Genomic DNA, 23,416 nt, shown 5'->3' with positions numbered 1-23,416 from the left:
CGGGCTGATGAGGAGGTCGGAGAATGAGTAACCAAAATCGAGGGCTGTATGACAAATACAAGATTATCAACCGGGAGACAGGGCAGGAGGTAGAAGGTAACCGCTTCGTGCTTCATCCGGCCAATGATCCGGCAGCACGAGCGGCATTGGAAACTTACGCTGCGACCACGAACAATGTTCAGCTTGAACTGGAGATTTACGTATGGTTGCATAGCCTCCCTGAGCTTCCAAAATGTGATTGGTGCGGTGAGCCAGCAGCGGAGCTGAGTCATCCTCATATGTTTGACCTAGCCATAGGCAAACGGATGTGTCGTCATTGTTGGGATCATGACCGGGAAGTTTATAAAGGCTCTTACAGCGAGGACATTGGAGAATTTACGCCGATTGGAGGAATCAGCCCATGAAAACCATAACGATTATTCAGCCCTGGGCGATATTGATCGCTCTTGGTGAAAAGCAATATGAAACGCGCAGTTGGCAAACCAATTATCGGGGCCAGTTGGCTATTCATGCAGGTAAGAAGGTTGACCGGGAAGCCTGTGAGTGGGAACCGATTAAATCGACACTAGCTAAACACGGATATACGGCGGACAACCTACCGACAGGCGCGGTTGTGGCAGTATGCAGGCTAGGGGAGTGTTGGCAGGTCAGTAGGTGCCTACGGGATGACGTGATCCTTGAAAAGGATGGAGGCAACACGATGCGCGAGGATCCGATAGGAAAAAAGGAAGAGGCGTTCGGTTGGTATGATGACGGTCGCTATGCCTGGGAACTGAATGATGTACAGCAGCTACCGGAGCCGATCCCGGTCAAGGGGCGGCAAGGGCTCTGGAATTGGAGTGAAGGCAGTGGATGAATCGGTTCAAATGTATCTGCAGATCGCCCTTACTTTGTTAGAAGATGCATGTGATGTATCAGAAGACCCGGAGATTAGTGAAGTGCGTCATGACTTGGCTCGACTACTGAAGCGAAAGGGGGAAACGCATCTTGGCCAAAGTTACATCAACTAGAAAACCTAAGTTAGCTACCCCGCCTGATCCCAATCGATGCTTTGTATTTTTCCCAAGCACACACCTTACGGCGGGGACAGTAGCCGTAGGATTAGAGAGTATTTTGCGACAAGTACAGAAGCATGGCAGTGAGCGGAATGTGACGAAGATAGCGCTGGATGAGTCAACGCGAAAGCTCACGATTGAATTTGAGAGCGGGGGTGACAGTCTTGTCTGAAGCTGGAGCATTAATCAGTTACGTGGATACTATTGGGGAGATTTTGAAGGATGTTCCCGCCAAATTTGAAGCTAATTTACGCCAGATTGATCACCTAGAGAAGGAAACCAACGATTTAATACATGCCTTGGAATTGTTAGATGTGGATGAGGAACAAGCTGCCCAATATGCCACGGATATTAGAAAGAACCGACTGGAGCGAAGGCGCTGCAAGGATGAGAATGTTGTGCTGAAACCGCTGTATGACTTTATTAAGCTGCATCCTAAACTTGCGAAGGAAATGAAAACTTGTCACGAGGAAACGAAGAGGGCATGTAAATTGTTGAAGGGGCGTTTCTATAACCCTAGAGTACGAACTGATTTAATTGAAAAGTTCGAGAAAGCCAAGGAGGCGCAGGAACATGGTTGAATTGGAACTGGTGCATAGCGAAGTGCAGCTTATGCGCAGCTGCTTGAATTTCCGGCTGCAGGAGATCGGCGACGGTCGTAAGGCAGCATATGTTCGGCTCATTGGAGAGTTGAATGGAATAGGACTCTATCGTTTCAATTCCTTTGAAGTCGCTTGCATCATTTTGAGCTTGGTGGATTTTGCGAACCAGGCGGCAGAAGTGGGGCATGACCGCCTTGTGCGGGAAGCTAAAGGACTCGCAGCCTGGGCACATATGCAAGCTTACTCTCGTGAACTAGGCTTGCTTCCAGAGGAGGAGCCAGAACAATATATCAGCAGAGAAATGGCGGTGTTAGCCTGTGTCAGCTAGATTCAAATTTAAACCGGAGTTATTTGAGGATGAGCTCATAGGATATACACCAGAGCAGTTGCAGTTAATTGCCGAGTATTTTGCCGTTATTGCTTTGACTCGTAAAAGCGGTCTAATCTCTCCAGGTGTGATCCGCAGGCAACTGGTGTATTGGCAGCGGTTTTCTGTAGATATCGTAACGAAGGCACTACGATTGCATATCAGTCAGCATGTTGGTAAGCCAGAAAACTATACTCAAGGCATCATGCGTACTTTGGAGAAAGGAGCTCAGGCGAAACGTGTATTCGATAAAGCATACGATAGAGTCATTGCCAGAGAAAAGGCCTCAAAATACGGACAAGGAGATGATCGTTACATCGGAGAGGACGACCCACTGCCCATATAAGCGGTGTGACGGATCGGGCGTGATCATGGTGAACGCCTGGACAGCCAGGGAGTGTCAGTGTGAAAAGGATCGCCTTGAAAAACTAAATGTCCAGAAACTGTTCGCGGAACTGCATGTGCCGAAACGCTATCAGGGAAAAACGATTCAGAACTTCGACCAGTCGCTGCTTAAAGGCCGGGGCTACGATATGGCAGTGCGCTATGTAGAGCGATTCGATGAAATCCGTCATGAGAACACGAACGGGCTGGCCTTTATTGGTCCGCCCGGCACGGGGAAGACTCATTTGGCTTACGCCATCCTGAATGCCTTAGTGCCTAGAGTGCGTTCGGCCATTTGTGGGAGTGTCCCTGATCTGATGGAAATGCTGCGCCCCAAGAGTGATAGAGAGCTTGGGGAGCAGCGGCTCCATGCACTGAAGACGAGCGAATTGGTTGTATTGGATGATTTGGGCGCAGAGCAAGAATCATCCTGGGTGACAGAGCGGCTGTTTATGATATTAAACGCAAGGTATAATGAGCAGCTGCCCACGATCATCACAAGCAATGTGGAACTTGGTGTGTTGGAACGGATACCAGGCTGGGGAAGAGTCGGCAGCCGGATTACCGAAATGTGTCATGCCGTCCTGTGTGACGGAGCGGATCACAGGAAGCTGAAGAAAACGAAAAATAGGGAAGGGTGATGTAGGGATGAAATTTAACAAGAGTCTGAACCGAAGCGGTGGGATTACATTACCATCCGCTCTGCGCCGTGCATATGGACTTTCTGCAGGTGAGAAATTCAGTGTATCTGTGGATGGAGAAGGCAGCATTGTTCTCAAACGCATCGAGGGGAATTGCTTATTTTGCGGCGCGGACAAGCATTTGATTCGCCATCGTGGGCGGTTTGTATGTGTACAATGCATTCGTGATATGGTGCAAATGGTGGAGGGATGAGCATGGAAGATATCATCTCTTATTTAAAGGAACACCTGTCCCAACAAGGTGGACGCTGGAAAGAAAGCCAGGATAGGGAACATATCAAGGATTGCATCGCGACTGTCGAAGCCATCAATATCCTTGAGGAACGAGCCTATGGAAAGCCAATCACAGATATTACCTATATTATGGGATGATTGCCTTCTGTAAAAAGTAGAAAGCCCAAAGAATTAGGAGGAAATAGAAATGATGAGTGAAGCGGTTCGTATTCTCATTGATGAAGCCGTGGAAATAGAGAGAGAGTTGGAAGATGGAAAGAAGAAGCTGGAGCAGCTGAAGGCTAGAATTCAATCCCATGCTTTTTCAGAAATGCAAAATAAGAACTTGAAGTATCGCCGTATCTATGGGATGCGTGGACATGCCAATGTCACGTACAAAGCTAAATTCATGTTGAATAACTTTAAACGACTATATCGGGCGGTGGGTGATATCGCCAAGGATCACGTGAAGCGAACGGAGGAAGTCAAATATGATGCGAAAACTGCATTTAAAGCGGCTTTAATTGCTATTGCGGATGGGGATTATGGCAAGGAGATTTTAATAGAAGATGTGCTTCGCGGGATGGGACTAGAAGAAACGCACATTAAAGCGGCAGAGAAGAGACTAAAGGGTGATTACGGGAAGGACAAGAAAGTGCTGGAGTCCTTTGGTATTGAGGGGGATCGGGAAGAAGAGCTCGATGCGATCCGCAGATATCGCACGGCTGAGCTGGTCGAATCCTTCTTCGGGGAGCTTACGCCGCTCCAACTGGATGAAATAAAACGATCCATTACGGTCGAGCAGGAATTAGCAATCGGCTTGGAATATGAGAAGTAAGGGGCAGCGCCTGGGTCAGCCGGATTGATCCAGGCGTAAGTTTTGATAAAGCCATGGGAGGGTTGATCTATGTCAGCGGCTAAAAAGTTGATTTGGACAATTGGCAAGAAGCTGGGGATGGAGGAACAGGATATTCGCGGCGTTTTGTTTCGGGAGACGGGGAAAGAGAGCATGAGAAAATGCAGTGAGCAGGAGCTTGAGCGTGTCGTGCTGGCTTTAAGGCAGCTTCAGGGGGAAGAGGGTCACACGGGGAATCGTGCGACAAAACGCCAAGTCTGGATGATCCGTGAACTAGAAAGAACGTTAGGATGGTCAGACAATCCCGCCCGGCTGCAGTCGTTTCTCAAGAAGTACTATAAAACTGAGCAACCTGAATGGCTTACACGAGCCCAGGCATGGCGCGCTATTGAGAGTTTGAAAAAAATACTGGTCAAAATCTGAAATCGGCGGTATGGTGAAAGGAGGTATGTATGGTGGTCATTACGGAAGACAAGCTAGAATGGCGCCGGGTGAAGAACGTTTTTATGAAATATAAGGAAAACGAGCTATACCTGAAGGAATCAGATTTGCCGAAGGTTACGGAAAATTATCAATTGTCCATGACCTTCCAGGGCACAGAAATTCATTTCACGCCAGAATATAAGTTGAAAATTCAAGAGGCGAAGCGTTATAATGCTGCTGTAGTTACCTGCGTCAATCGACTGTCGGAGATGGAACGCAAAATCATCATACCTTCATACATGGGGAATGACTATATTCCGCCTTGGCAGATTTTCGAGCAGCTGCATATTGGCCGCACCCAGTTTTACACCTTGAAGAGCAAAGCCATTGGCAAGCTGTATGTGCTGTTCCAAACTGAAAACCTAAAATAAAGTCCGGACGAATCGCGAACCAAATCAAATACCCCAGAAGATAAAATTACCAGTAGGCAAGCAAAATGCCTTACTGGTTTTTTTGTTTTCCGGGGTGATTCCCATATCGATCATAGCGGTACGGTACCGAGTGGTGTTGATGATACCTTTGGCTCGTTGTCTGGATCAGGCAGGAGGGCAGCAAGCAGAGGTATTGGAGCCTAGCACAAGTTGCGGCGGTCGTGCGGCGTAGGTGAGTGGTTTGCGTGTTGTTTATTCCCAGGCCGCCCGTCCTCATCCTGCCAAGGGTTTAAAGGTTTGGGAAAAAATCGTTGCTAGGCACTTGAAGCCAGCAAAGGGGGAACTTGAAGTGCCGGATTGGTTAGTGCAGCTCGCATTTGGTACGGTCATTGGGATTATCACGTTTTTTCTAAAATCCTATAAGACGCAGCAGGAAAAGCGAGACGATGATCAACAGGAGCAAATCGACAAACTTAATAAAGAATTGCAAGAATACAAACTTGAAGCAGCGGATCGTTATGTACATAAAGACGATTTCATACGGGCGACGACCCAAACGGATCGTAAGCTCGACAAAATATATGATGAGCTAATGAAGCTCAGCAGCAAAAATGTAGGAGGAGGTAAGGGTTGATGGATCAAAAGGAAGTACTTAAGAACAGACAGTACCGGGGTCAAATCATGCGGATCGTCGCCATGTTTTATCCAGACCCAGTAACTGTGAAGCAGCTCAAACTCGGGCTGCAGGAATATGGACTGTCCTACACCAGCGAAATTGACAAGCATATTCATTATCTGGCCGATGATTCGGACAAGGAGAGCCCGCCGTATATCCGCCGTGCAGATGGCTTTATCAAGGAATTAACAGACGGAGATAAGATTTATATCACGAAGGCCGGAATCAAACTGGTAGAGGGCAGCATCCAGGATGATGACGTGCTGCTATGAGTGAGTACAAGAAGTACAGGCGGCACAATAAAGTCTATGAACTACCGGATGACATCCGGGAGGAAGTAGATCGGCGTCTCCTAGATACAAGTATTACGTATGCAGATATCAGCTCCTGGCTGGCCAGCGAAGAATACACAATTTCCAAGAGTACTATTGGCCGTTATGCCCTGGAAACCAAGAAGCTGGCGCATCGGCTAATGGAGACACAGACCCGGGTTCGCGAAATGATGAAAGTCGCCAAGCATACGCAAGATGATGAACTCCTGACCGAAGGTGCGCTACAAATTGCTGTGGGGAAACTCTCCGAGAAAATTGCCCTTATTGAGGAAGATCTGGACGACCTCCCGCCTGAAAAGGCCATTGACTTAATGATCAAACTATCCCGAGCCAAGGCCTATAAGGATAAGGTATATGCTGAGCTTCGCGGAGAATTTGAACTGGCACACAAACGCTTTAAGGAGGCTGTCTATGAAGAGCTTGAAGCGAGTCATCCGGAGATTGTGGAACAGCTTGTCCGGATTGCGGACGAGACGCTGGGTAAAGTCGGAAAACAGGCTTTATAAGGGCTATGGTAGGTGGATTGAATGAGCATTATTCATGACTTTAAACAGAATACCGCCCAACAGGAGCGAAAAACGGTTATCTCGCAGGGCAAAAGGAATTTCCGGGAGTATTGCAATACCATACATCCGGATTTTTTTAAATCGCATCGCAAGTACCAGGATGTTCTATGCGACACCATACAAGCAGCCTATGAGAAGCGGCTGCTTAATCCTAACACGGGAAAGCCCATTGATATTTTGATCATCAACTTGCCGCCTGGCTTTGGCAAATCCTTCACAGGAGTCATGTTTGCTACTTGGGCTTACGGGCAGAACGCCAAGAATCAGATCGTCGAAGTGTCTTACAATCAGACGCTGGCCGAGACTTTTTCCAAGGCGGTGCGGGAAGCAATTCGGGATGAGGAGATTCAGGGGGATGAAGCATCGTACGTCGTTACCAGCTTTTTTCCGAATCTGAAAATCAAGCACGGGGATGGGGCAGCTACGCGCTGGGCTCTGGAAGGATCTTATATGTCTTACCTTGCTACCGGCTTTGACGGATCACTGACCGGGTTGCGTGGCCACATCGGTATTATTGATGATCCAATCAAGAATGCGGCTGAAGCTGTGAATGAAAATGTGAAGGCAGCTCACTTCAATTTTTACAAGAATACGTTCGTTTCCCGGATGCTTGACGGTGCGCTTCAGATCATTATTCAAACCCGCTGGGCGACGGATGACCTGGCAGGCAAGCTGCTCTCTGAATTTCCGGATCGCTGTTATGAGCTTCGCATGCCAGCATTGAAAGAGGATGGCACAAGCCTGTGTGAAGACCTTTATTCTACTGCTGATCTGAATATGAAAAAGGCAACGTTGGACGAGCATATATGGCTTGCTAATTTTATGCAGGAGCCTATCGATCTGCGCGGCAGCCTGTATGCATCCGGTTTTAAAACCTATGACGTGGTGGATGAGGATTCATTCGACCGTGTCATTGCATATACCGATACGGCGGATATGGGGGCAGACTTCCTATGTTCTATCTCTGCTGGCGTTATTGATAAGTATGGATATGTCAGGGACGTATATTATACGGATGCTAGTATGGAGACGACAGAGCCAGAAACGGCCAGACGATTTGATTTGTATGGTGTTCGCGAAGCCGCCATTGAGAGCAACAACGGAGGCCGGGGTTTTGCCAGGAATGTTGAAGCTGGTTTAAAGAAGTTGAAAAATAAACGTTGTCAGGTGACCTGGTTTCATCAGAGCAAGAATAAGCGAACACGTATTTTGGTGAATAGCTCCAACGTGCTGGAGCAAATCATCATGCCAGAGGGCTGGGAGCGCCGTTGGCCGGAGTTTTACCAAGCGATCATGAAATACCAGCGTAAGGGGAAGAACGAGCATGACGATGCGCCAGACGCGCTAACCGGATTGGTAGAGCTGATCAATGGAGATGTGAAACTAAAGAAAAAAGCGAAGGTAATAAGACGCCGTCGTCTAGGTTTGTGAGGTGAGAACAGACATGATCAAAGTAGCCCCGGAGACAGAACCCAGTGACGAACTTGTCACGAAGATTATTCATCGATTTGTCAAAACGGCGATTCCTCGGTTCCGTTTGCTGGAGCAGTATTATCTCGTAGAAAATCCGATCACCAGGCGCGTGCTTCCTTCTGACAAGCCGAACAATCGGATTGCTCATGGTTTCGCCAAATACATCACAAATATGGCTACCGGGTTTTTCATGGGACAAGGCGTGCGCTTTGAAACGGGCGATCAAGAATATAAGGACATGCTCAGTGAAGTACTAGAACAAAATGCGGCAAGCGACACGAATTTTGAAACAGCGAAAGAAGCCAGCAAAAAGGGTATCTCTTACGAGCTGCTGTATTTAAACGAAGCAAGTGAACTTCGTTATAAGCGTTTCTCAGCAGAAGAAATTATCCCTGTCTATTCTTTCTCTGTGGGTGAATTTTTGGAGTTCGCGATCCGGATATGGGATGAGGAAGATTTACTTACGGGAAAATCCATTTGCTATGCGGAAGTGTACACCCGTACCGAAATTATTACGTATCGGAAGGAACGTCAGAAGTACAAGGAATTCGGGGATCGTCGTCCTCACTTTTTCGCGGATGTGCCCGTTATAGTTTACTGGAACAATGAGGAGCGAAAGGGCGATTACGAAGACTTGCTTACGCTGATCGATGCCTATGATAAAGCTGAATCGGATACGGCCAACGATTTTGAATATTTTACGGATGCGTACCTTGTGCTCATCGGTGCAAATGGTTTGACGAAGGAAGATGGGGATGAGGGGGACGAAGGGGATGCGGTTCGCACATTAAAACAGGAACGTGTCATGTTTTTGGACGAAAACGGGCAAGCGCAGTGGCTTATTAAGCAAATCAATGATACGGCGGTCGAAAATTTTAAAACCCGGCTCTACAATGATTTGTTTTTTCTGGGGCAGATACCTGCCTTGACCGATGAAAACTTCGCGGGGAATTTGTCGGGTGTAGCGATCCGCTATAAAATGATTGGGATGGAGCAGCTGGCCGCCATGAAGGAAAACAAATTTCTGGCGGCCTACCGTAAGAAAATCCGGCTGATCACCGAACAGATGAACGTTAAGAAAGGCAAGGAGTTCGACCCGTCCACGGTGACCGTGAAGTTTGACCGTAACATTACGGATAACCTGAAGGAACTGGCTGAAATTGTATCACTCCTGAAGGGTTCAGTGAGTAACGAGTCTTTACTGAAGCTTTTACCGTTTATCAAAGACGCCTCGGGGGAACGAAAACAAGTGCTGGATGAACGCAAACAAGAGGACAGGCTCGGGCTGATCAATGAATATCCAGATTTGAAGGATGATGAAGAATGAGTACGAAGGCGGAGCTTTACTGGCTGCGCCGTGCCTTGGCCAATTCCTCAAAGGCGTTTAATACTGCCGAAATTCAGCTGCTATTACTAAAAAGACAGTATGAAAAATCCAAACGGAAACTTCGCCGGGATATCGATGAATTTTACAAGGAGCTCGGTGAAGATGTTTCCCCGGCAGCCGCGAATCAGGAGCTCAAAGATCGAAGCGGAATTACCCGCAAGGAAAAATTACTGCAGCAAATCGAAGACGAGCTGGATCAGCTAACTACTGCAGAAGAGGAATTGCTGCAGAAGACGCTGGGCGGGACTTACAGGGGAGCATACTACCGATCTATTTATAAAGTGCAGCATAAGTTGGGAATAGGTGTTGATTTCGCCCTGCTGCCAACTAGAGCGGTAGAACAGGCCGTGAAAACGGCTTGGAGTGGGGACAATTACTCTACTCTTATCTGGAAGCGCCGGAAGAAGCTTGCGAAGGCTGCTGGCGAGATTGTCCAAGATGGAGTTAATCTTGGCGAGTCCAACGATCAAATGGCTAGTAAACTGGCTGAAATCATGGACAGCAGCTATAGCCGCGCCAAGCGTCTCATCCGGACAGAAACGGCCTACGTATATAACGCTGCCTCGATGAAGGGGTATGAAGAGGCTGGCATAGAAAGGTATCAGTTCCTCGCTACGCTTGATATGCGGACGAGCAAGCCGTGTCAGCGTCTGGATAACCAGGTATTCTACCTGAAGGATGCCCAGGTATCGGTCAACATGCCGCCGATCCATCCGAACTGCAGATCCACGACGATTCCTTATTTTGATGATAATGAACTCAGGGAGCGGATTGCCAGGGGGTTGGATGGCAAGACCTATAAGGTACCCGCCAATATGGATTACGCTACGTGGTACAAGGAGCATGTCGAAGGGAAGCATCCTGAGAGTGAAATTACAGCAGCTCAAAAGAAAATCAGAAACAAGTCGCAGGATCGTAAGCAATATGAAAAGGTCAAGGAAACACTCGGTAAGGGGAGCCCAAAAACCTTTGCGGCCTTTCAACAGCTCAAGTATAATGAGGTTGAGAAGTGGCAACAAACTAAACGGAAGGTAAGGCAGCTTAAAAATAAATAACGACCGCCCGAATGGCTCTCTAAGCGATTTTAAGGATTAGAGGAACAATTGGGCGGCTTTTGTTTTGTAAAGGGAATTAAAGCCGATTAAAGGCGAATTAAAGGCATATAACGTGGCGGCTTCTCAGTATCGGGAAGTCGGCGCTTCACATAGATAATTGAACTGATCAAAGCCGCTATGAATGTAGCGGCTTTCTTTGTGCTTACATTTGGGGAGGTGAGGGCAATGTAGCCCCGTAATTAGACATCGATGAAACTATATTGAACCCAAGGAGGAGCATACATGAAAAATCGCGATTTACTTCCATTGAATCTTCAGCTTTTTGCAGCAGACGAAGGAAACGAAGCTGGAGGAACCGATGCGGATGCCGGAGCTGAACCAGGGAAGGATGATGCCGCCGAAACGGCGATCACACCGGAACAACTCGCTGCCGCCAGAGAGGAGGCCAGGAACGAAGCGAGAGCTGAATATGAAAAGGAACTTGCTTCTAAGCTCGAAGAGAGCCGGACGGAAGCGGAGAAGCTGGCCAAAATGACTGCAGAGGAAAAGGCAAAATTTGAATTTGACAAGCGTTTGGCTCAGCTGGAGGAAAAGGAGAAAGCACTAGCATCCAGGGAACTGCAGGCAGAAGCCGTCAAGACACTTGCGGATAAAGGGCTGCCTTCCAAGGTGCTTGATTTCGTAATAGCAGATAACGCCGAGAATACGTCCAAGCGCATCGAATCATTTAAGACGGTGTTCGACGAAGCGGTTCAGGCAGCCGTTGAACAGCGGCTGCAAGGCAAGACACCACATGCCGGATCAGGTAGCCGGACGAAATCCAGTGAAGAACAAGTGCGTGAGCAGTTTTCTGCCGCGCTGAAAGGAGCGCTGTAATTTATGGCAATTAACACAATTGAGTATGCATCCGTATTCCAGAGTGAACTTGATAAGCAGATGCTTGAGGGGGCTACATCGGGATGGATGGAACCGAATGCCGCTTTGGTGAAGTATAACGGAGGTAATGAAATCAAAATACCATCCATACTTATGGATGGCTTGGCCGACTATGACCGGGATAAAGGATTTGTTCAAGGCTCGGTTTCATTGAACTGGCAAACACACCAGCTTACACAGGATCGGGGGCGGACGTTCTCGCTAGACGCTAACGATGTGGATGAAACCAATTTTGCGGCTACTGCGGGAATCATCATGGGCGAGTTCCAGCGGACGAAGGTCGTCCCGGAAATCGATGCATACCGCTATAGCGCAATTGCAGCTTTGGCGATGGATGGGAGTCGGGCATCTGGTGGATATACTCCAGCAGAAAGTTCCATCCTAGAACGCCTGCTTAGAGATATCGCTATTGTACAGGATGTTATTGGTGAGGGAGAGCAACTGGTGATTACCCTACCGATTACGGTGGCAAGTATTCTTGACAATAACGAGAAAATTCGCAAGCGAATGGATGTCGTTGATTTTAAGCAAGGGGAAATTAACTTGAAAGTACGGGGAATCGACGGGCACCCGATCCGGCCTGTACCATCCGCTCGCTTGAAGACGGCCTATTTGTTTCAAGATGGTAAGACGGACGGACAGACAGCAGGTGGTTTTGTCGAAACCGTTGAATCCAAATCGATTAACTGGCTGATTACGGCTCGTACAGCACCGCTGGCCATCTCTAAGACGGATGTTCCACGTATCTTTGATCCAATGACAAATCAGCAAGCGAATGCCTGGAAAATTGACTATCGGAAATACCATGATCTATGGATTCCTAAGAACAAGCTTCCCGGCGTGTACGCCAACATTAAAGAGGACCTCTAACTTTAGAGGTTCTTTTTCCTATCTAGGAGGGATGAAAGATGTTCACACTAAAACGCCGAAATGTAGTAAAGCAGGTCGGGACGGAGCAGGCAAGGGATGCGCTTCTTGACCAAGGTTTCGAGGATGTGACCCCGAAGCAAGAAGTAGATGAGAAGGGAGGGAAGAAGAAAGATGAAGGTAAGGACAAATAGTTCGTTCAATGGAATTATCGCCGGGGTCGCCTTTAAGAATGGTGTAGGTGAAACGGATGATCCTCGGATACTAAATTACTTCCGCAGCCGGGGTTATACCGTGGGGGATCAGCAGCCAGTTCAATCTTCCCCAAAGGTTCCTGAAGGCAAGGTGAAGGGCGGGAACGCCGATGCTGGGAAAGGTTAAGTTGTTGCTCGGGCTGAAGGACGATCCGAAGGATGACGATTTACTATCTTATCTCCTGGAGACAACGGTGGAGAAGATACTGGCGTACTGCCACCTTTCTCAGCTGCCTCCAGGGCTAGAAAATGTAGCTGTAGAAATTACCACGAAGAGATACCGCTCCCAGCAAGCTGATGTGAATCAAGATAAAACGGTTAAGGCGTTGAATGTTGGCGGGATCAGGACGGAATTTGCAGACAGCAAGGCGGGTGGGGGAATAGATCAGTTCATTGATTCTTATCGCCAGCAGCTTAATCGCTTTCGGAAGGTGAGGGTTCGATGAGTATGATATCCAGCTCCATCCCGGATGATTATTTCAATGTTGTATTCCCCTTAATAAAGAACGCTCAACTATGGTTTAAAACACGTTCAACCGTCCCTGGCCAGCAAGGCGGGGACGTAGAGACATGGGTGGGGCATGCCGAGCCCATTGAAGTTTATATGGAGCCCTATAGTAGCGCTATGGCCAAGAAGGAATATGGCCTTGAAATAGAATGCCAGAAACGCATCTTCTGCCCACCTGATCCGAACATATTACAAGGGCTGGGAGTTTATCTGGAGGATCGGGAAGGCAAACCAGACTTCATTCTAGAAAGCGTGATGGATTGGCCAAGGCATCTGGAATGTTTGTTGAAGTAAGGTGAGGACATGCAAGTAACTATTGACACGTCCGAGGTATTTGGCAATATTGATGCCGTCGCAGCTATGCTTCGCGGAGAATTAGTAAAGGCTGTAGCGCAGGGTTGTCTTGTTGTTGAGGGTGCAGCGAAGCAAAATTGTCCGGTGGATGAAGGCCAGCTTCGCGACTCTATTCAACATCAGGTAGACGAGGAAGACAGTGAAATCATTGGCCGAGTCGGAACCAATGTTTTTTACGCGCCTTATAAGGAGTTTGGAACCGGCATTTTTGCTGTCGATGGAAATGGACGCAAGACACCCTGGGTGTATAAGAACAAGGACGGTGAGTTCCGCTGGACGAAAGGAAGTCGTCCGAAGCCGTTCTTGTATCCTGCTTTAATCCAGAATCAGGATCGGGTTAAAGCGGTAATGGTGAAACATTTACGGGATGTGTTGAAATGATAAACTTGAAGCCGCAGATCAGGGTTGCACTGGAAACCCTGGGCTGCCCAGTGAGTCCGGAGTACCCTAGTGATATACCTAAAGTGCCCTTGATTACTTTTTATGAAGCAACCAACCAGGATATATCTGAAGCCGATGATGAGGCAACAGAAGCGCTGATTGAATTTTATATTCACATTTGGGGGGAAGACACGGAAATGATCGAGCCGCTGGCTCAATCCGTTGCAAAGATTATGAGAGAACTTGGGTTTTGGCGAACTTTTGCAGCAGATGATCTCTCCGGCTCCGTCAAACGGAAAATTTTAAGATATACCACTACGAAGGAGGCCGAACATGGCTAAAATATTGAAAGGCTTTAAAGGGTTAGGTATCTTTCCAATCACCAAGAATGATGCACAAGGCTACACTGTCGGTGAGAAGGTTCCAGTCAATGGTGCTCAATCTCTATCGATGGAACCAGATACGGAGGAATGGTCAATCCCGGCTGATGATGGTGTGTATGAGTCCGGGTCAGATTTAAATGGATATGGTTTTAAACTAACAATCGCTGAGTTGCCGCTAGAGATCCGATCACACTTTGAAGGTGGGGAGTATGATAAGGATACTGGAGTCTATTCATATTATTCGGATACGGTAGCGCCAGAGATCGGAATCTCATTTCAAGCCCTGACTTCTGACGGAAATTACCGAATGTATAAAGTCTATGCCCTACGTTGTAATGCGATAACGGATGTTGTGAACACGAAAGGTAGCGGAGACAGCGCAACTGCCGTTGAAATTACCGGGAAGATTACCCAGCGGAAGACGGATAATAAAGTAAAAGATATGAAGGATTCGGTTACCGCTGCCGATTTAGCCTGGCTGGATGAGCTTGTTTCGACAGCTCCAACTCCATAAGAATTGCGTGAAGAGAGCCTGGTCAGACCGGGCTCTTTGTTTTGATTACATATTATGAAGAAAGGCGGGACTATCGTGTTTAAATTCAAAGCGAAGAACAATAGCGTTCAGACGTCTATCCCCCAAAGCTATACATTACATGGGGTTGTTATAAAAAAGCTGCCAAACGGTCAGTATTTCAAGGCGATCCAGACGATGGAGAATCTACCGGAGATCATATTGAAACAGTGCTTTCCTAATATGAAACCGGATCAGGTCATTGAACAACTGAAATCCGTAGACGAGAGCATGATCTATGGGATGATATCAAAGTTGTTACGGGTAGTCCCAGAACAATTCCTGAGACTGATTGCAGAGCTCATTGATACGGAGTATGAGTACCTAAGAGACGAGTTGTCGCCGAAGGAAACATTCGATGTATTAAAAGCTTTCTGGGAGGTTAACGATTATACGGATTTTTTCGCCGAAATAAAAAAGATGATGGGGGGAGCAAAGGAGAATCCGTTGAGAATACTGAAGCTTGGTTCCAGAAAATCATAGCCAGTGCCCTGATTATGGGCATTTCAAAGCGTGAATTTCTTGAAGATTATTACTATGATGAATTCATTATGGTGTTAGAGCAATACAATGAAATGCATGCACTTCCTACTGAAGATGCGGATGAAGAAGTTTTTGCGGATGAGATTTTCTAATTCCAAAATCTCCTGAATTTGGTACAATAGGCTTATGATTATTCGGGGGAGTGTCTTTATGAGAAAAAAAGGAATTGTGTCAGCGATCTTTATTTTAATTGCTGTAATTTTAATCGGAGGGGGATTCTACTATCAGAGTAACAAAGGCGGTAGAACACCTGATGATGCAGCTCAACAGTTTCTTATCAATTTGACACAAGAAAATTATAAAACAGCTAGAAAGTACTTAGCTAATGAAACCAAAAAAATGTATGATAATGATCGTTTTGAAGTTTTCAAAAAAACGTTTTGGAAGGATGGTAGGCAAACTAGTACAAATCCGGGATCAATATCCTTCCAGAATGGCGGGAAGTCAGCAGTTGGAAACTTTCTTACCATCGGTGGTGACGAAGGTATTGCTTCAACGCAAGTTACCTTTATAAAAACAGCATTTGGCTGGAAGATTGAAAATATTAAAACCGGATTCTAAAATTCGTGACACTCTCATTTATTGAGGGTGTTTTTTATATGCTTCAAAAGGCAGGTGATATAAATGGACTTAGGCGATCTTATCATAAGTATACGAGTAAGAGCAGATGCACTGGATAAGGGATTCGAAGAAGCAAAGCGAATATTAGCCGAACAATCCCAGGAAGCTGTCCGATCTGCCTCGGCGATGGACGAATTGAGTGAATCGATAACTAAAACGGCGTCCAGTACATCTACGCTAGATAAATCTTTAAATGAATCAAATAAAGCACTGGCGGAACAAGGAGATCAGCTCAAAGAAGTCACGGCAGCTACTGATAATTTAGGATCGGCTCAGATTGAAGTAACCGAGGAAATTAAGAAAACTACTAAGGCAATGGGAGAAGAAGCTAACGCATCCAAAGAGGTAGCCAAGACAGCGAAAGAACGTGAGCAACAAGCTAAAAAGGCTGCTGAAGCAGAATCTACAGCAGCTAAAGAAGCTGCAAAAGCTCAGGAAGAATTAAAAGCTGCATACACAAAAGTCGGGGCGACTGCTGGAGTTGTTTTTGCTGCTATTGTTGCGGGCGTCACAAGTGCTGTTAAGGCTCATAATGACTATGCTTCAGTAATGAAGGGATTCGCCAATCAGATCAAATCTACTGGCGAAGATGTAGGACAAGCCTTAGATGTTATGAAGGAGCTCTCAAATGATGGCTTGATCTCTGAAGCGGATACTGCAGCATCTATTAAAAACTTGGTTAATTACGGGTTCACCGTATCCAAGGCGGCAGCCGCAGTTAGAGCACTAAAAGATACCGCAGTCGATAACCGCCAAGCTCATTACAGTTTGGGGGAAGCTGTAAAGGTGACGACGGAAGGTATCCGAATGGAAAACTCCGTGTTATCTGATGCGGCGGGAGTTCAAAAGAACATAGCCAAAATGAATGAGGATTATGCGAAATCTATTGGTAAAAAGACAGATGAGTTAACTAAGGCGGAGAAAGCTGAAGCAATTTATCAGGGCATCATGGAAGAGTCTGCTGCAAATATGGGGCGGGCTGCAGAATATGCGGATGAATTAGGCGGCAAGCAGGCCATGTTAGATGCTAGTACCCAAAAACTATCTCAAGCCTATGGTGGTGCACTTGCGCCAGTTATGGCTCAAATTGTTGGAGTGATCCAGCCAGTAGTGGATTTTCTAACTGAAATGTTAACGAAATACCCGGCGCTCACAGCGGCAGTCACAACCTTTATCGGAGTGCTCTCCTTACTTGTTGCAGGTCTTGCAGCTGTCCGAGTTGCGATGTTGTCCCTAAATGCTGCGGCTGTTCTGTTTGGAACAACAATGTCCGCATTAATGTTGAATCCTTGGATATTAGCTCTAACCGCTCTAGCTGGAGTGGTAGCAGCTGTAACAGTCGAAATTCACAAATCTAAGGAAGCTACGAAGGAACTGAAGGCCGCACAAGAGGAGCTACAGCAAATAAAGCAAAATGGTATTGATGAGGCAGAAATTCAAACAATCAAGTTAAAAAGAGAAGAATTAGAGAAGCTAATTCTTTCTTATGAGAAGCTTATTGAAGTTGCAGGGAATAGTGACAGTGCTAAGATGGGAAACAATGTGTTAGCAATAGATGTTGCTGCTAAAGACTTAGGGCTAAGCTTAGAAGAACTCAGTGAATCGGCCGGAAAGTTTGGAGTTGCGCTCGAATTTATAGATGAAAACGGTAATATAGCTACCGTTTCTATGGAAAAACTTACTGAGGCACATGAGACTTACAACAAGGCAATCAAAGACGCAAGTAAACCAACAATGACCCAAATTAATGACTCAGCAAAAGCCATTGCTCAACGATCTGCAGAAGTCCAGTCAATTCGAAATTTGGTTAAGCAGTATGACTCGGCAGAGAAAGGGTCTTCGGACTGGCTTAGTGCTCAAAATGAATTAGCCAAACAATTTCCTCAATACGCTAATTCACTAGGGATCAACAAAAAAGCTATTGAGGGCATGCTCCTAGTTAAAGAACGGGAAATTGAATTGGAATGGCAGCAGGTTCAGGCTCTTGCCGCAAGCTCATTAGAAGAAAAGAACAATGCCATTGCTAAACAAGAAGCAGCGATCAAGCACATTCAGGCAGCAGTAGATATCGCTGTAGCTCAAGACAAAATTACTGCTCATACGATTGAATCTACCCAGCGGTTAGCTGAAATGAATGCTGAACTAGCGCAGATGCGAGGAGAAGCAGAGGCATTGCAGGCTGTTATTAGTGGCAAACCCCAAGATGTCTATGGCGTCGCTCCAGTAACCCCGGCCAAGCTACCATCTGCCAAGAAGGAGAAGACTTCAAAAGCTTATGAGAATAAGGCTTTAACTGAAGCATATAAGCAACTGGAGCACAAGAAGAAGCTGGATCAGTTAACGCTGGAATCCGAGCTTAAGATGCTTCAAGAAATTCAGACAAAGCACATCAAAACTGCGGACGAGCGTATGGAGATCGAGGAGCGTATCTATGATGTGCGTAAAGCCATGGGGGATGCTTCACTGGCGAAAGCCTTGGATGATTACGAGAAGTCCAAAGCGCTTGGTAAGCTGAGCGAGAATGATGAAATTATTAGGTTGGAGAGAATCAAAAAGCTATATGCCGATTCTGCCGAGGAACGGAAGCAGATTGATGACATGATTTTCGATGCTAACCTGCGGAAGGTTGAAGCGGAGAAACAACTGCTTAAGGATGCTTCCGATTTTGCGAAGCAACAATTACAAGCAGACTATGAAGACAAGCTGGCGCGAGAGGAACTTAGTAATGAGGAAATCCTGAAGCTGCAATCCAAATTAATAGAAGATCAAATATGGATCAATCGTGATTACTTGAATAAGGTGCTGGCAGATGATCGTTATACAGCAGCTGAGAAGAAGGCAATTGAGCAAGAGATCACAGAAGAAATCCGAAAGCAGACCAATGAGCGTCTACGGTTGGCCAAGGAATATAACAAGCAGCAAATCGATGAGATTAACAACCTTTCAAAAGGCATTCAGGACGCCCTCAAAGCTAAGTATCAAGAAGAGAAAAAGGCAGCTGAAGATCGGATTAAAGATGAGTTACAGGCCAATGAAAATTGGAAGAAAGCTCAGCTGGAATCTATCAAGTCCGTATATGAATATCGGGTGAAGGCAGCCCAGGACGCAGCGGATGCCGAAATTGAACAGCTGAACAAAGTCTTTAATGCACAGATCGCCGCGATCCAGGCGGAGCTCGATGCGTTGGAGCAGGCTGAGAAACAGAAATCTCGTGCGGAACTGGATGCTGAAGACGCTAAGAAGATTGCTTCTCTAACCGCAAAAATCGAATACGAGCACGACGATTTTAACCGGATACAGCTGCAGAAGGAACTGAATAAAGTATTGGCAGCCCAGGAGAAGCGCCATCAAGAGGAGCAGCTGGAAGATAAAAAAGAAGCTCTTAAAACGGAGCAACAGCAGCTGCAGGAGAAGCTGAAGCAAGAAACGGATGCGATCAAGCAGCAGCTCGTGACGAAAAAGGAAATTATGGCTGAAGAGTATCAAGCACAGCAAGATACGATTAACGCCATATACGCCGCACAAAAAGCATCCCTTGATCAGCAGCTGCTGGATACACAGACGCATTACAATAAATTGCTTGAGGCTAAGGCTCTGCAGGCTGAAGCCGAGAAAATGATCATCCAGAACCAACAGGAAGAGATTCTTGAGCTTCTGGAGGGCTTTGGAGATTCGTATAACATTACTGGCCAGACGCTCGGTGAGAAGATGTACCAGGGGTTTAAAGAGAAGGTTGAGCAGATCAGAACATTGATTGCTGAAATCAATTCACAGATTGACGCTGCCCGGAGCGCTGCTGTTTCGGCCATGAATACAGCGGTAGCTGCCGCTTCTGCTTCGGCGGGAAGCAGTTCTTCAGGAAGTTCTTCAGGAAGCAGCTCGTCAGGTTCGTCGTCTATTCCGGTAGTGCGTGGGACGGTCGTTTCAGTCAGCAACACCTTCTCAGCTCCCGTTACTTCACCTAGCGACATTTCCCGAGCTACGACGAAATCAGCTCAGCAGCTGGCCATGAAACTATAGGAGGTACCGAATGCAGACAGTGACATTTGTTAACGCCCGAGGCGAAAGCATTGTATTCGGTGCCTTCAAGCCTTTTATTCTCTCGCACATTGACGGCACAGGGGGAGTACCTGCAGATATCCGATCTACTAAATCTCCCTATCAGGATGGATCATCTTATCAAGACATACAATTGGCCGAGCGCCCGATAACTATAACTGGTGCGATCATGGGACGAACTCGGCAGGAAATGTACGAGCTGCGTCAAAAGCTCAATCGCGTGCTGAATCCTAAACTGGGTCCAGGCAAGCTAACGTACACCAATGATGCGCGGAGCTATGTAATTTTAGCGGTTTGCGAGGAAGGAGCAGCTCCCGGTGACCGATTGTCTAACAATCAACTATTTACGGCCAGCTTCGTATGTAATGATCCGTATTGGCGGGATGAAAACCAGACAGTAAAGGGGCTGAAATTTGAGACTGGTGGTTTGACCTTCCCGCTCAGAACTCCTACTATTTTCGCTTACTCTGCCTACCGGGGAACATTTCAGAACACAGGGGATGTGGCCGCGCCAGTTGAAATCAGATATCAGGGACCGGCAGTAAACCCGGTTGTCACGAATGAGACAACTGGCGAATATATCAAAGTGAACTACGAATTAACTGCAGCAGATATCCTTTTGATCAATACGGCTTTCGGTAATAAGAGGGTTGAAGTCCTCAAGAGCGATGGCTCGCGGGAAAATGTATTTCACTGGATCGACCTTGGAAGTAAGTTCTTTCAGCTGCAGCCAGGCAAAAACATTCTAACCTACGGTAGCGACTTTGATTCTGATCAGCAGTCGGCCACGGTAACAGTTTACTGGTATAACCGTTATTATGGGGGGTGATGACTTGGACATGACAGCACCATCGGTACGAATTTTAGATACGGATTTTAACTTGAAGGGTGAAATTGACGATTACGAAAGCCTTCAATTTACCCGCCGATTTTACCGCCCTGGGGAGTTCGAACTGCATATCGCTCTAGGTAAACAAAGCGTAGATCAATTGTTACTGGATCGGGTGATTTGCATAAATAATCAGCCCCATAAGTCCGGTATCATAACACATACAGAGATCATGCAAACTGACCAGGGTGTAGAGACATTGATGGTTCGCGGCTCAACGCTAGGCGGGGTGTTTGATCGGAGGCTGACGGTCAGTGACACGTATGATCGTGTACGTGGAGCTGCTGAGACAGTAATGAAGCATTACGTAAATAACCATATCGTACACGGTATTTATGCTGAAAGGCGGATACCGTTTTTTATATTGGCTCCCGATCAGGGGCGGGGGAAGGTGACGCCTTGGCAGACCAGGTATGAGCAGTTGAGTGATGTTATCCAAGAAATCGCTGAGTTTTGTGATATTGGCTGGGGTGTTTCATTAGACTTCTCAAATAAAAAATGGGTGTTCGATGTACTGCCTGGGCGGGATTTAACTACCGCTCAATCAGCATTGCCGCCAGTGATTTTTTCGCATGAATATGACAATATCCAATCACAGCAGTACGTGGACTCATATATTCAATACAAAAATGTTGGCTATTCAGGAGGACCCGTCGAGGATGAGGATCGCTTAATCCAGATTGTCGGCAATAGGGCTTCAGGCTTGGCACGGCGAGAGGTTTTCCTGGACTGTTCAAGCGCGGAAGATTTAGTGGAATTGGTGGAGCTGGGGGAACAGAAGCTATCTGAGTTTAAGAGAATCCAGACCTTCAATGGAATGATACTGAATACGGGGAGCTTCGTTTATGAGCAGGATTGGGACTTGGGAGATCGGGTAACTCTCCAAAATCTTAAATGGGGACTAACAATGGATAGCCGTATAACTGAGATTAAGGAGATTTACGAGCCAGCCAGTACTCTTGAAATTGCGCTAGGTAATGAAATCCCGACGATCACCAAATTTGTGAAGCAGCTGCAGTCAAATGTAAAGAGGAGTGATTAAAAGGTGCCAGAAAAATCAGGTTTTTTTGATACAACAGCGGACGATCCCCGCGAGTATCCAGCGCGAGAATTTGCCGAGTATTTCGCACAATTTATTGCGAATGGAGTATTCAGCGGCGGGACAAAACTTAAAGTTACAGCTACCGGAGCCGATGCGAATGTAATGATTGATCTAGGCGCTGCTTGGATTAACGGTTATCAGTACAAGGTATTTGATTCCCCATTGGTACTTCCTATTGTCCCAGCAACCACCCAGGATCGCATTGATCGCATCATTTTAAGACTAGACACAAGTACACCAGTCAGGGCGATTAAAGCCATAGTCCTTCAGGGATTACCTAGCGGTACTCCAAGCCCACCAGCAATTGTCCGCAGCGGCGACATCTATGATCTTAGCCTGGCTCAAGTACGGGTAAAGGCGAATACTACAATCATATTGCCCGAGAATATTACGGATGAACGGCTGAACAATGCAGTGTGCGGCCTTGTTACTGGGTTCATTCAGCAGGCGGATACAACCTTGATTTTCAACCAATTTCAAGCCTGGTTAAACACAAAAACAGCACAGTATCAACAACAATGGCAAGATTTCATGCAGTCGGTGCAGGATGAGGGATTCGCAACGACTGAGTACGTAGACAATAGGGTGCTGACTGGTGGATATGGTGTTACGACCAACAGCGGAAATGCATACTCGGTTACGCCCAGCCCGGCTCCTACGGCTCTTGTTGCGGGGTTACGGGTTACAGTCCGCATTAATGCAGCTAACACTGCTGCAGCAACCCTGAACGTGAATGGACTTGGAGCCAAGAGCATCCTAAAAGGCAATGGCAATGCGGTAGCTGCGGGGAATCTGAAAGCCAACTCGGTTTATACGTTTGTGTACAGTGGAACGGCTTTTATCTTACAGGGTGAAGGGGGGGAGTATGGGACAGCTGTCGCAAGTGAAGTTCGCTCTGGAAAAACGATAGGAACAGAGTCGGGATTGGTCACTGGGACATTTGCCGTTTCGGCATCCAACTACCCGAAAGACATTTCAATATTTGGAGTTGCTGGCCTGCTGGAACGCATGACCACCGCGGAGAAACAATCGTTTGCCGACCAGATAACGGCAAAAGGTATCCCAGCTAGTGTTAATGATACAAATACAGTACTAGCTCAAAAGATTGGACAGATCGTTACTGGAAAAAGGTTTGTTATTGGCTCCATCACCACGCCCTCTGGATCAGCAGGAACAGTTACCGGAATACCGTTTGCAATTCGCAATATTATTGTGTATAAATCCCCAGTACATTCTATCTTTGGGGTTTACAGCCTAGATGCGCCCTCACTGGTATCTGTAAATACTTTGAATGTGGGCGGGCTCATCGATGTATCTTCAACCCAGTCAACGTTTGAGATAATTAGCGGGGGCTTTAAGTTTAATTTTGGGTTAACTATTGGATATTCTGCTTCGTGGGGGTATATTGCAACTGATTAGGAGGGCTT

At 46.7% G+C, this 23,416-nt stretch carries 34 protein-coding genes; all 34 read left to right on the top strand.

Annotated features, from left to right (window positions below; all coding sequences use genetic code 11):
- Nucleotides 1-23: 23 nt before the first annotated feature.
- The 34 genes from ACE3MQ_RS19785 to ACE3MQ_RS19620 all read left to right on the top strand — a co-directional run bounded on the left by ACE3MQ_RS19785 (nt 24) and on the right by ACE3MQ_RS19620 (nt 23,408).
- On the top strand, nt 24-404 hold the full coding sequence (locus ACE3MQ_RS19785; RefSeq protein WP_379395840.1) for a hypothetical protein: 381 nt from the start codon (nt 24-26) through the stop codon (nt 402-404).
- Nucleotides 401-856, top strand: coding sequence for an ASCH domain-containing protein (locus ACE3MQ_RS19780; RefSeq protein ID WP_379395838.1), 456 nt, complete (start codon nt 401-403; stop codon nt 854-856). Before ACE3MQ_RS19785 ends, ACE3MQ_RS19780 begins: the two co-directional genes overlap by 4 nt.
- Nucleotides 857-987: 131 nt before the next feature.
- On the top strand, nt 988-1,227 hold the full coding sequence (locus ACE3MQ_RS19775; protein ID WP_379395836.1) for a hypothetical protein: 240 nt from the start codon (nt 988-990) through the stop codon (nt 1,225-1,227).
- Nucleotides 1,220-1,636, top strand: a complete 417-nt coding sequence (locus ACE3MQ_RS19770) for a hypothetical protein (protein WP_379395834.1) — start codon at nt 1,220-1,222, stop codon at nt 1,634-1,636. The genes ACE3MQ_RS19775 and ACE3MQ_RS19770 overlap by 8 nt, the downstream gene beginning before the upstream one ends.
- On the top strand, nt 1,629-1,985 hold the full coding sequence (locus ACE3MQ_RS19765) for a hypothetical protein (RefSeq protein ID WP_379395832.1): 357 nt from the start codon (nt 1,629-1,631) through the stop codon (nt 1,983-1,985). Before ACE3MQ_RS19770 ends, ACE3MQ_RS19765 begins: the two co-directional genes overlap by 8 nt.
- Nucleotides 1,975-2,370, top strand: coding sequence for a hypothetical protein (locus ACE3MQ_RS19760; protein WP_379395830.1), 396 nt, complete (start codon nt 1,975-1,977; stop codon nt 2,368-2,370). Before ACE3MQ_RS19765 ends, ACE3MQ_RS19760 begins: the two co-directional genes overlap by 11 nt.
- Before the next feature lie 25 nt (nt 2,371-2,395).
- Nucleotides 2,396-3,049: an ATP-binding protein gene (locus ACE3MQ_RS19755; RefSeq protein WP_379395926.1), complete on the top strand. Its 654-nt coding sequence runs from the start codon at nt 2,396-2,398 to the stop codon at nt 3,047-3,049.
- A gap of 7 nt (nt 3,050-3,056) precedes the next feature.
- Complete coding sequence (locus ACE3MQ_RS19750; protein WP_379395828.1) at nt 3,057-3,302, top strand: AbrB/MazE/SpoVT family DNA-binding domain-containing protein; 246 nt, start codon at nt 3,057-3,059, stop codon at nt 3,300-3,302.
- Nucleotides 3,303-3,304: 2 nt separating this feature from the next.
- Nucleotides 3,305-3,481, top strand: coding sequence for a hypothetical protein (locus ACE3MQ_RS19745; protein WP_379395826.1), 177 nt, complete (start codon nt 3,305-3,307; stop codon nt 3,479-3,481).
- 49 nt (nt 3,482-3,530) lie between these two features.
- Nucleotides 3,531-4,160, top strand: a complete 630-nt coding sequence (locus ACE3MQ_RS19740) for an ABC transporter permease (protein ID WP_379395824.1) — start codon at nt 3,531-3,533, stop codon at nt 4,158-4,160.
- 69 nt (nt 4,161-4,229) lie between these two features.
- Entirely contained in the window at nt 4,230-4,601 is a 372-nt protein-coding gene (locus tag ACE3MQ_RS19735; protein ID WP_379395822.1) for a regulatory protein GemA, read from the top strand.
- A 29-nt stretch (nt 4,602-4,630) separates the two neighbouring features.
- Nucleotides 4,631-5,032 carry an ArpU family phage packaging/lysis transcriptional regulator gene (locus ACE3MQ_RS19730; RefSeq protein ID WP_379395820.1) on the top strand — a complete coding sequence of 134 codons (402 nt, stop codon included), beginning with the start codon at nt 4,631-4,633 and terminating at the stop codon, nt 5,030-5,032.
- A 241-nt stretch (nt 5,033-5,273) separates the two neighbouring features.
- Complete coding sequence (locus ACE3MQ_RS19725) at nt 5,274-5,666, top strand: hypothetical protein (protein WP_379395818.1); 393 nt, start codon at nt 5,274-5,276, stop codon at nt 5,664-5,666.
- Nucleotides 5,666-5,980 (top strand): hypothetical protein, encoded by a 315-nt coding sequence (locus ACE3MQ_RS19720; RefSeq protein ID WP_379395816.1) that lies wholly within the window; start codon nt 5,666-5,668, stop codon nt 5,978-5,980. The genes ACE3MQ_RS19725 and ACE3MQ_RS19720 overlap by 1 nt, the downstream gene beginning before the upstream one ends.
- Entirely contained in the window at nt 5,977-6,546 is a 570-nt protein-coding gene (locus ACE3MQ_RS19715) for a phage protein Gp27 family protein (RefSeq protein WP_379395814.1), read from the top strand. The genes ACE3MQ_RS19720 and ACE3MQ_RS19715 overlap by 4 nt, the downstream gene beginning before the upstream one ends.
- Before the next feature lie 21 nt (nt 6,547-6,567).
- Nucleotides 6,568-8,037, top strand: a complete 1,470-nt coding sequence (gene terL, locus ACE3MQ_RS19710; protein ID WP_379395812.1) for a phage terminase large subunit — start codon at nt 6,568-6,570, stop codon at nt 8,035-8,037.
- 13 nt (nt 8,038-8,050) lie between these two features.
- Nucleotides 8,051-9,406 carry a phage portal protein gene (locus tag ACE3MQ_RS19705; protein WP_379395810.1) on the top strand — a complete coding sequence of 452 codons (1,356 nt, stop codon included), beginning with the start codon at nt 8,051-8,053 and terminating at the stop codon, nt 9,404-9,406.
- A complete protein-coding gene (locus ACE3MQ_RS19700) occupies nt 9,403-10,521 on the top strand; it encodes a minor capsid protein (RefSeq protein ID WP_379395808.1) in 1,119 nt (372 codons plus the stop codon). The genes ACE3MQ_RS19705 and ACE3MQ_RS19700 overlap by 4 nt, the downstream gene beginning before the upstream one ends.
- A gap of 282 nt (nt 10,522-10,803) precedes the next feature.
- Nucleotides 10,804-11,397, top strand: coding sequence for a DUF4355 domain-containing protein (locus tag ACE3MQ_RS19695; RefSeq protein WP_379395806.1), 594 nt, complete (start codon nt 10,804-10,806; stop codon nt 11,395-11,397).
- Between the two features lie 3 nt (nt 11,398-11,400).
- Entirely contained in the window at nt 11,401-12,327 is a 927-nt protein-coding gene (locus tag ACE3MQ_RS19690) for a hypothetical protein (protein ID WP_379395804.1), read from the top strand.
- A gap of 38 nt (nt 12,328-12,365) precedes the next feature.
- Nucleotides 12,366-12,518, top strand: a complete 153-nt coding sequence (locus tag ACE3MQ_RS19685) for a hypothetical protein (protein ID WP_379395802.1) — start codon at nt 12,366-12,368, stop codon at nt 12,516-12,518.
- A complete protein-coding gene (locus tag ACE3MQ_RS19680) occupies nt 12,499-12,705 on the top strand; it encodes a hypothetical protein (protein ID WP_379395800.1) in 207 nt (68 codons plus the stop codon). The genes ACE3MQ_RS19685 and ACE3MQ_RS19680 overlap by 20 nt, the downstream gene beginning before the upstream one ends.
- Nucleotides 12,689-13,024 carry a phage head-tail connector protein gene (locus ACE3MQ_RS19675; protein WP_379395798.1) on the top strand — a complete coding sequence of 112 codons (336 nt, stop codon included), beginning with the start codon at nt 12,689-12,691 and terminating at the stop codon, nt 13,022-13,024. The genes ACE3MQ_RS19680 and ACE3MQ_RS19675 overlap by 17 nt, the downstream gene beginning before the upstream one ends.
- A complete protein-coding gene (locus ACE3MQ_RS19670; protein WP_379395796.1) occupies nt 13,021-13,380 on the top strand; it encodes a hypothetical protein in 360 nt (119 codons plus the stop codon). Before ACE3MQ_RS19675 ends, ACE3MQ_RS19670 begins: the two co-directional genes overlap by 4 nt.
- Nucleotides 13,381-13,389: 9 nt before the next feature.
- Nucleotides 13,390-13,821, top strand: coding sequence for an HK97-gp10 family putative phage morphogenesis protein (locus tag ACE3MQ_RS19665; RefSeq protein ID WP_379395794.1), 432 nt, complete (start codon nt 13,390-13,392; stop codon nt 13,819-13,821).
- Nucleotides 13,818-14,162, top strand: a complete 345-nt coding sequence (locus tag ACE3MQ_RS19660; protein ID WP_379395791.1) for a hypothetical protein — start codon at nt 13,818-13,820, stop codon at nt 14,160-14,162. Before ACE3MQ_RS19665 ends, ACE3MQ_RS19660 begins: the two co-directional genes overlap by 4 nt.
- Nucleotides 14,155-14,718, top strand: a complete 564-nt coding sequence (locus tag ACE3MQ_RS19655; protein ID WP_379395789.1) for a major tail protein — start codon at nt 14,155-14,157, stop codon at nt 14,716-14,718. Before ACE3MQ_RS19660 ends, ACE3MQ_RS19655 begins: the two co-directional genes overlap by 8 nt.
- Before the next feature lie 75 nt (nt 14,719-14,793).
- A complete protein-coding gene (locus tag ACE3MQ_RS19650) occupies nt 14,794-15,258 on the top strand; it encodes a hypothetical protein (protein ID WP_379395787.1) in 465 nt (154 codons plus the stop codon).
- A gap of 14 nt (nt 15,259-15,272) precedes the next feature.
- Nucleotides 15,273-15,410 (top strand): hypothetical protein, encoded by a 138-nt coding sequence (locus ACE3MQ_RS19645; RefSeq protein ID WP_379395785.1) that lies wholly within the window; start codon nt 15,273-15,275, stop codon nt 15,408-15,410.
- 58 nt (nt 15,411-15,468) lie between these two features.
- Nucleotides 15,469-15,879 carry a hypothetical protein gene (locus ACE3MQ_RS19640; protein ID WP_379395783.1) on the top strand — a complete coding sequence of 137 codons (411 nt, stop codon included), beginning with the start codon at nt 15,469-15,471 and terminating at the stop codon, nt 15,877-15,879.
- 63 nt (nt 15,880-15,942) lie between these two features.
- On the top strand, nt 15,943-19,959 hold the full coding sequence (locus ACE3MQ_RS19635; protein WP_379395781.1) for a hypothetical protein: 4,017 nt from the start codon (nt 15,943-15,945) through the stop codon (nt 19,957-19,959).
- 10 nt (nt 19,960-19,969) lie between these two features.
- A complete protein-coding gene (locus tag ACE3MQ_RS19630) occupies nt 19,970-20,827 on the top strand; it encodes a distal tail protein Dit (RefSeq protein WP_379395779.1) in 858 nt (285 codons plus the stop codon).
- 10 nt (nt 20,828-20,837) lie between these two features.
- A complete protein-coding gene (locus ACE3MQ_RS19625) occupies nt 20,838-21,929 on the top strand; it encodes a siphovirus ReqiPepy6 Gp37-like family protein (protein WP_379395924.1) in 1,092 nt (363 codons plus the stop codon).
- A 3-nt stretch (nt 21,930-21,932) separates the two neighbouring features.
- Nucleotides 21,933-23,408: a hypothetical protein gene (locus ACE3MQ_RS19620; RefSeq protein WP_379395777.1), complete on the top strand. Its 1,476-nt coding sequence runs from the start codon at nt 21,933-21,935 to the stop codon at nt 23,406-23,408.
- Nucleotides 23,409-23,416 lie beyond the last annotated feature (8 nt).

Origin of the sequence: Paenibacillus lentus, from assembly GCF_042714055.1 — a bacterium.
In the GTDB taxonomy this organism is placed as follows: domain Bacteria; phylum Bacillota; class Bacilli; order Paenibacillales; family Paenibacillaceae; genus Fontibacillus; species Fontibacillus lentus_A.
The sequence above is the reverse complement of the archived record's forward strand: the minus strand, read 5'-3'. Positions and strand labels throughout refer to the sequence as shown.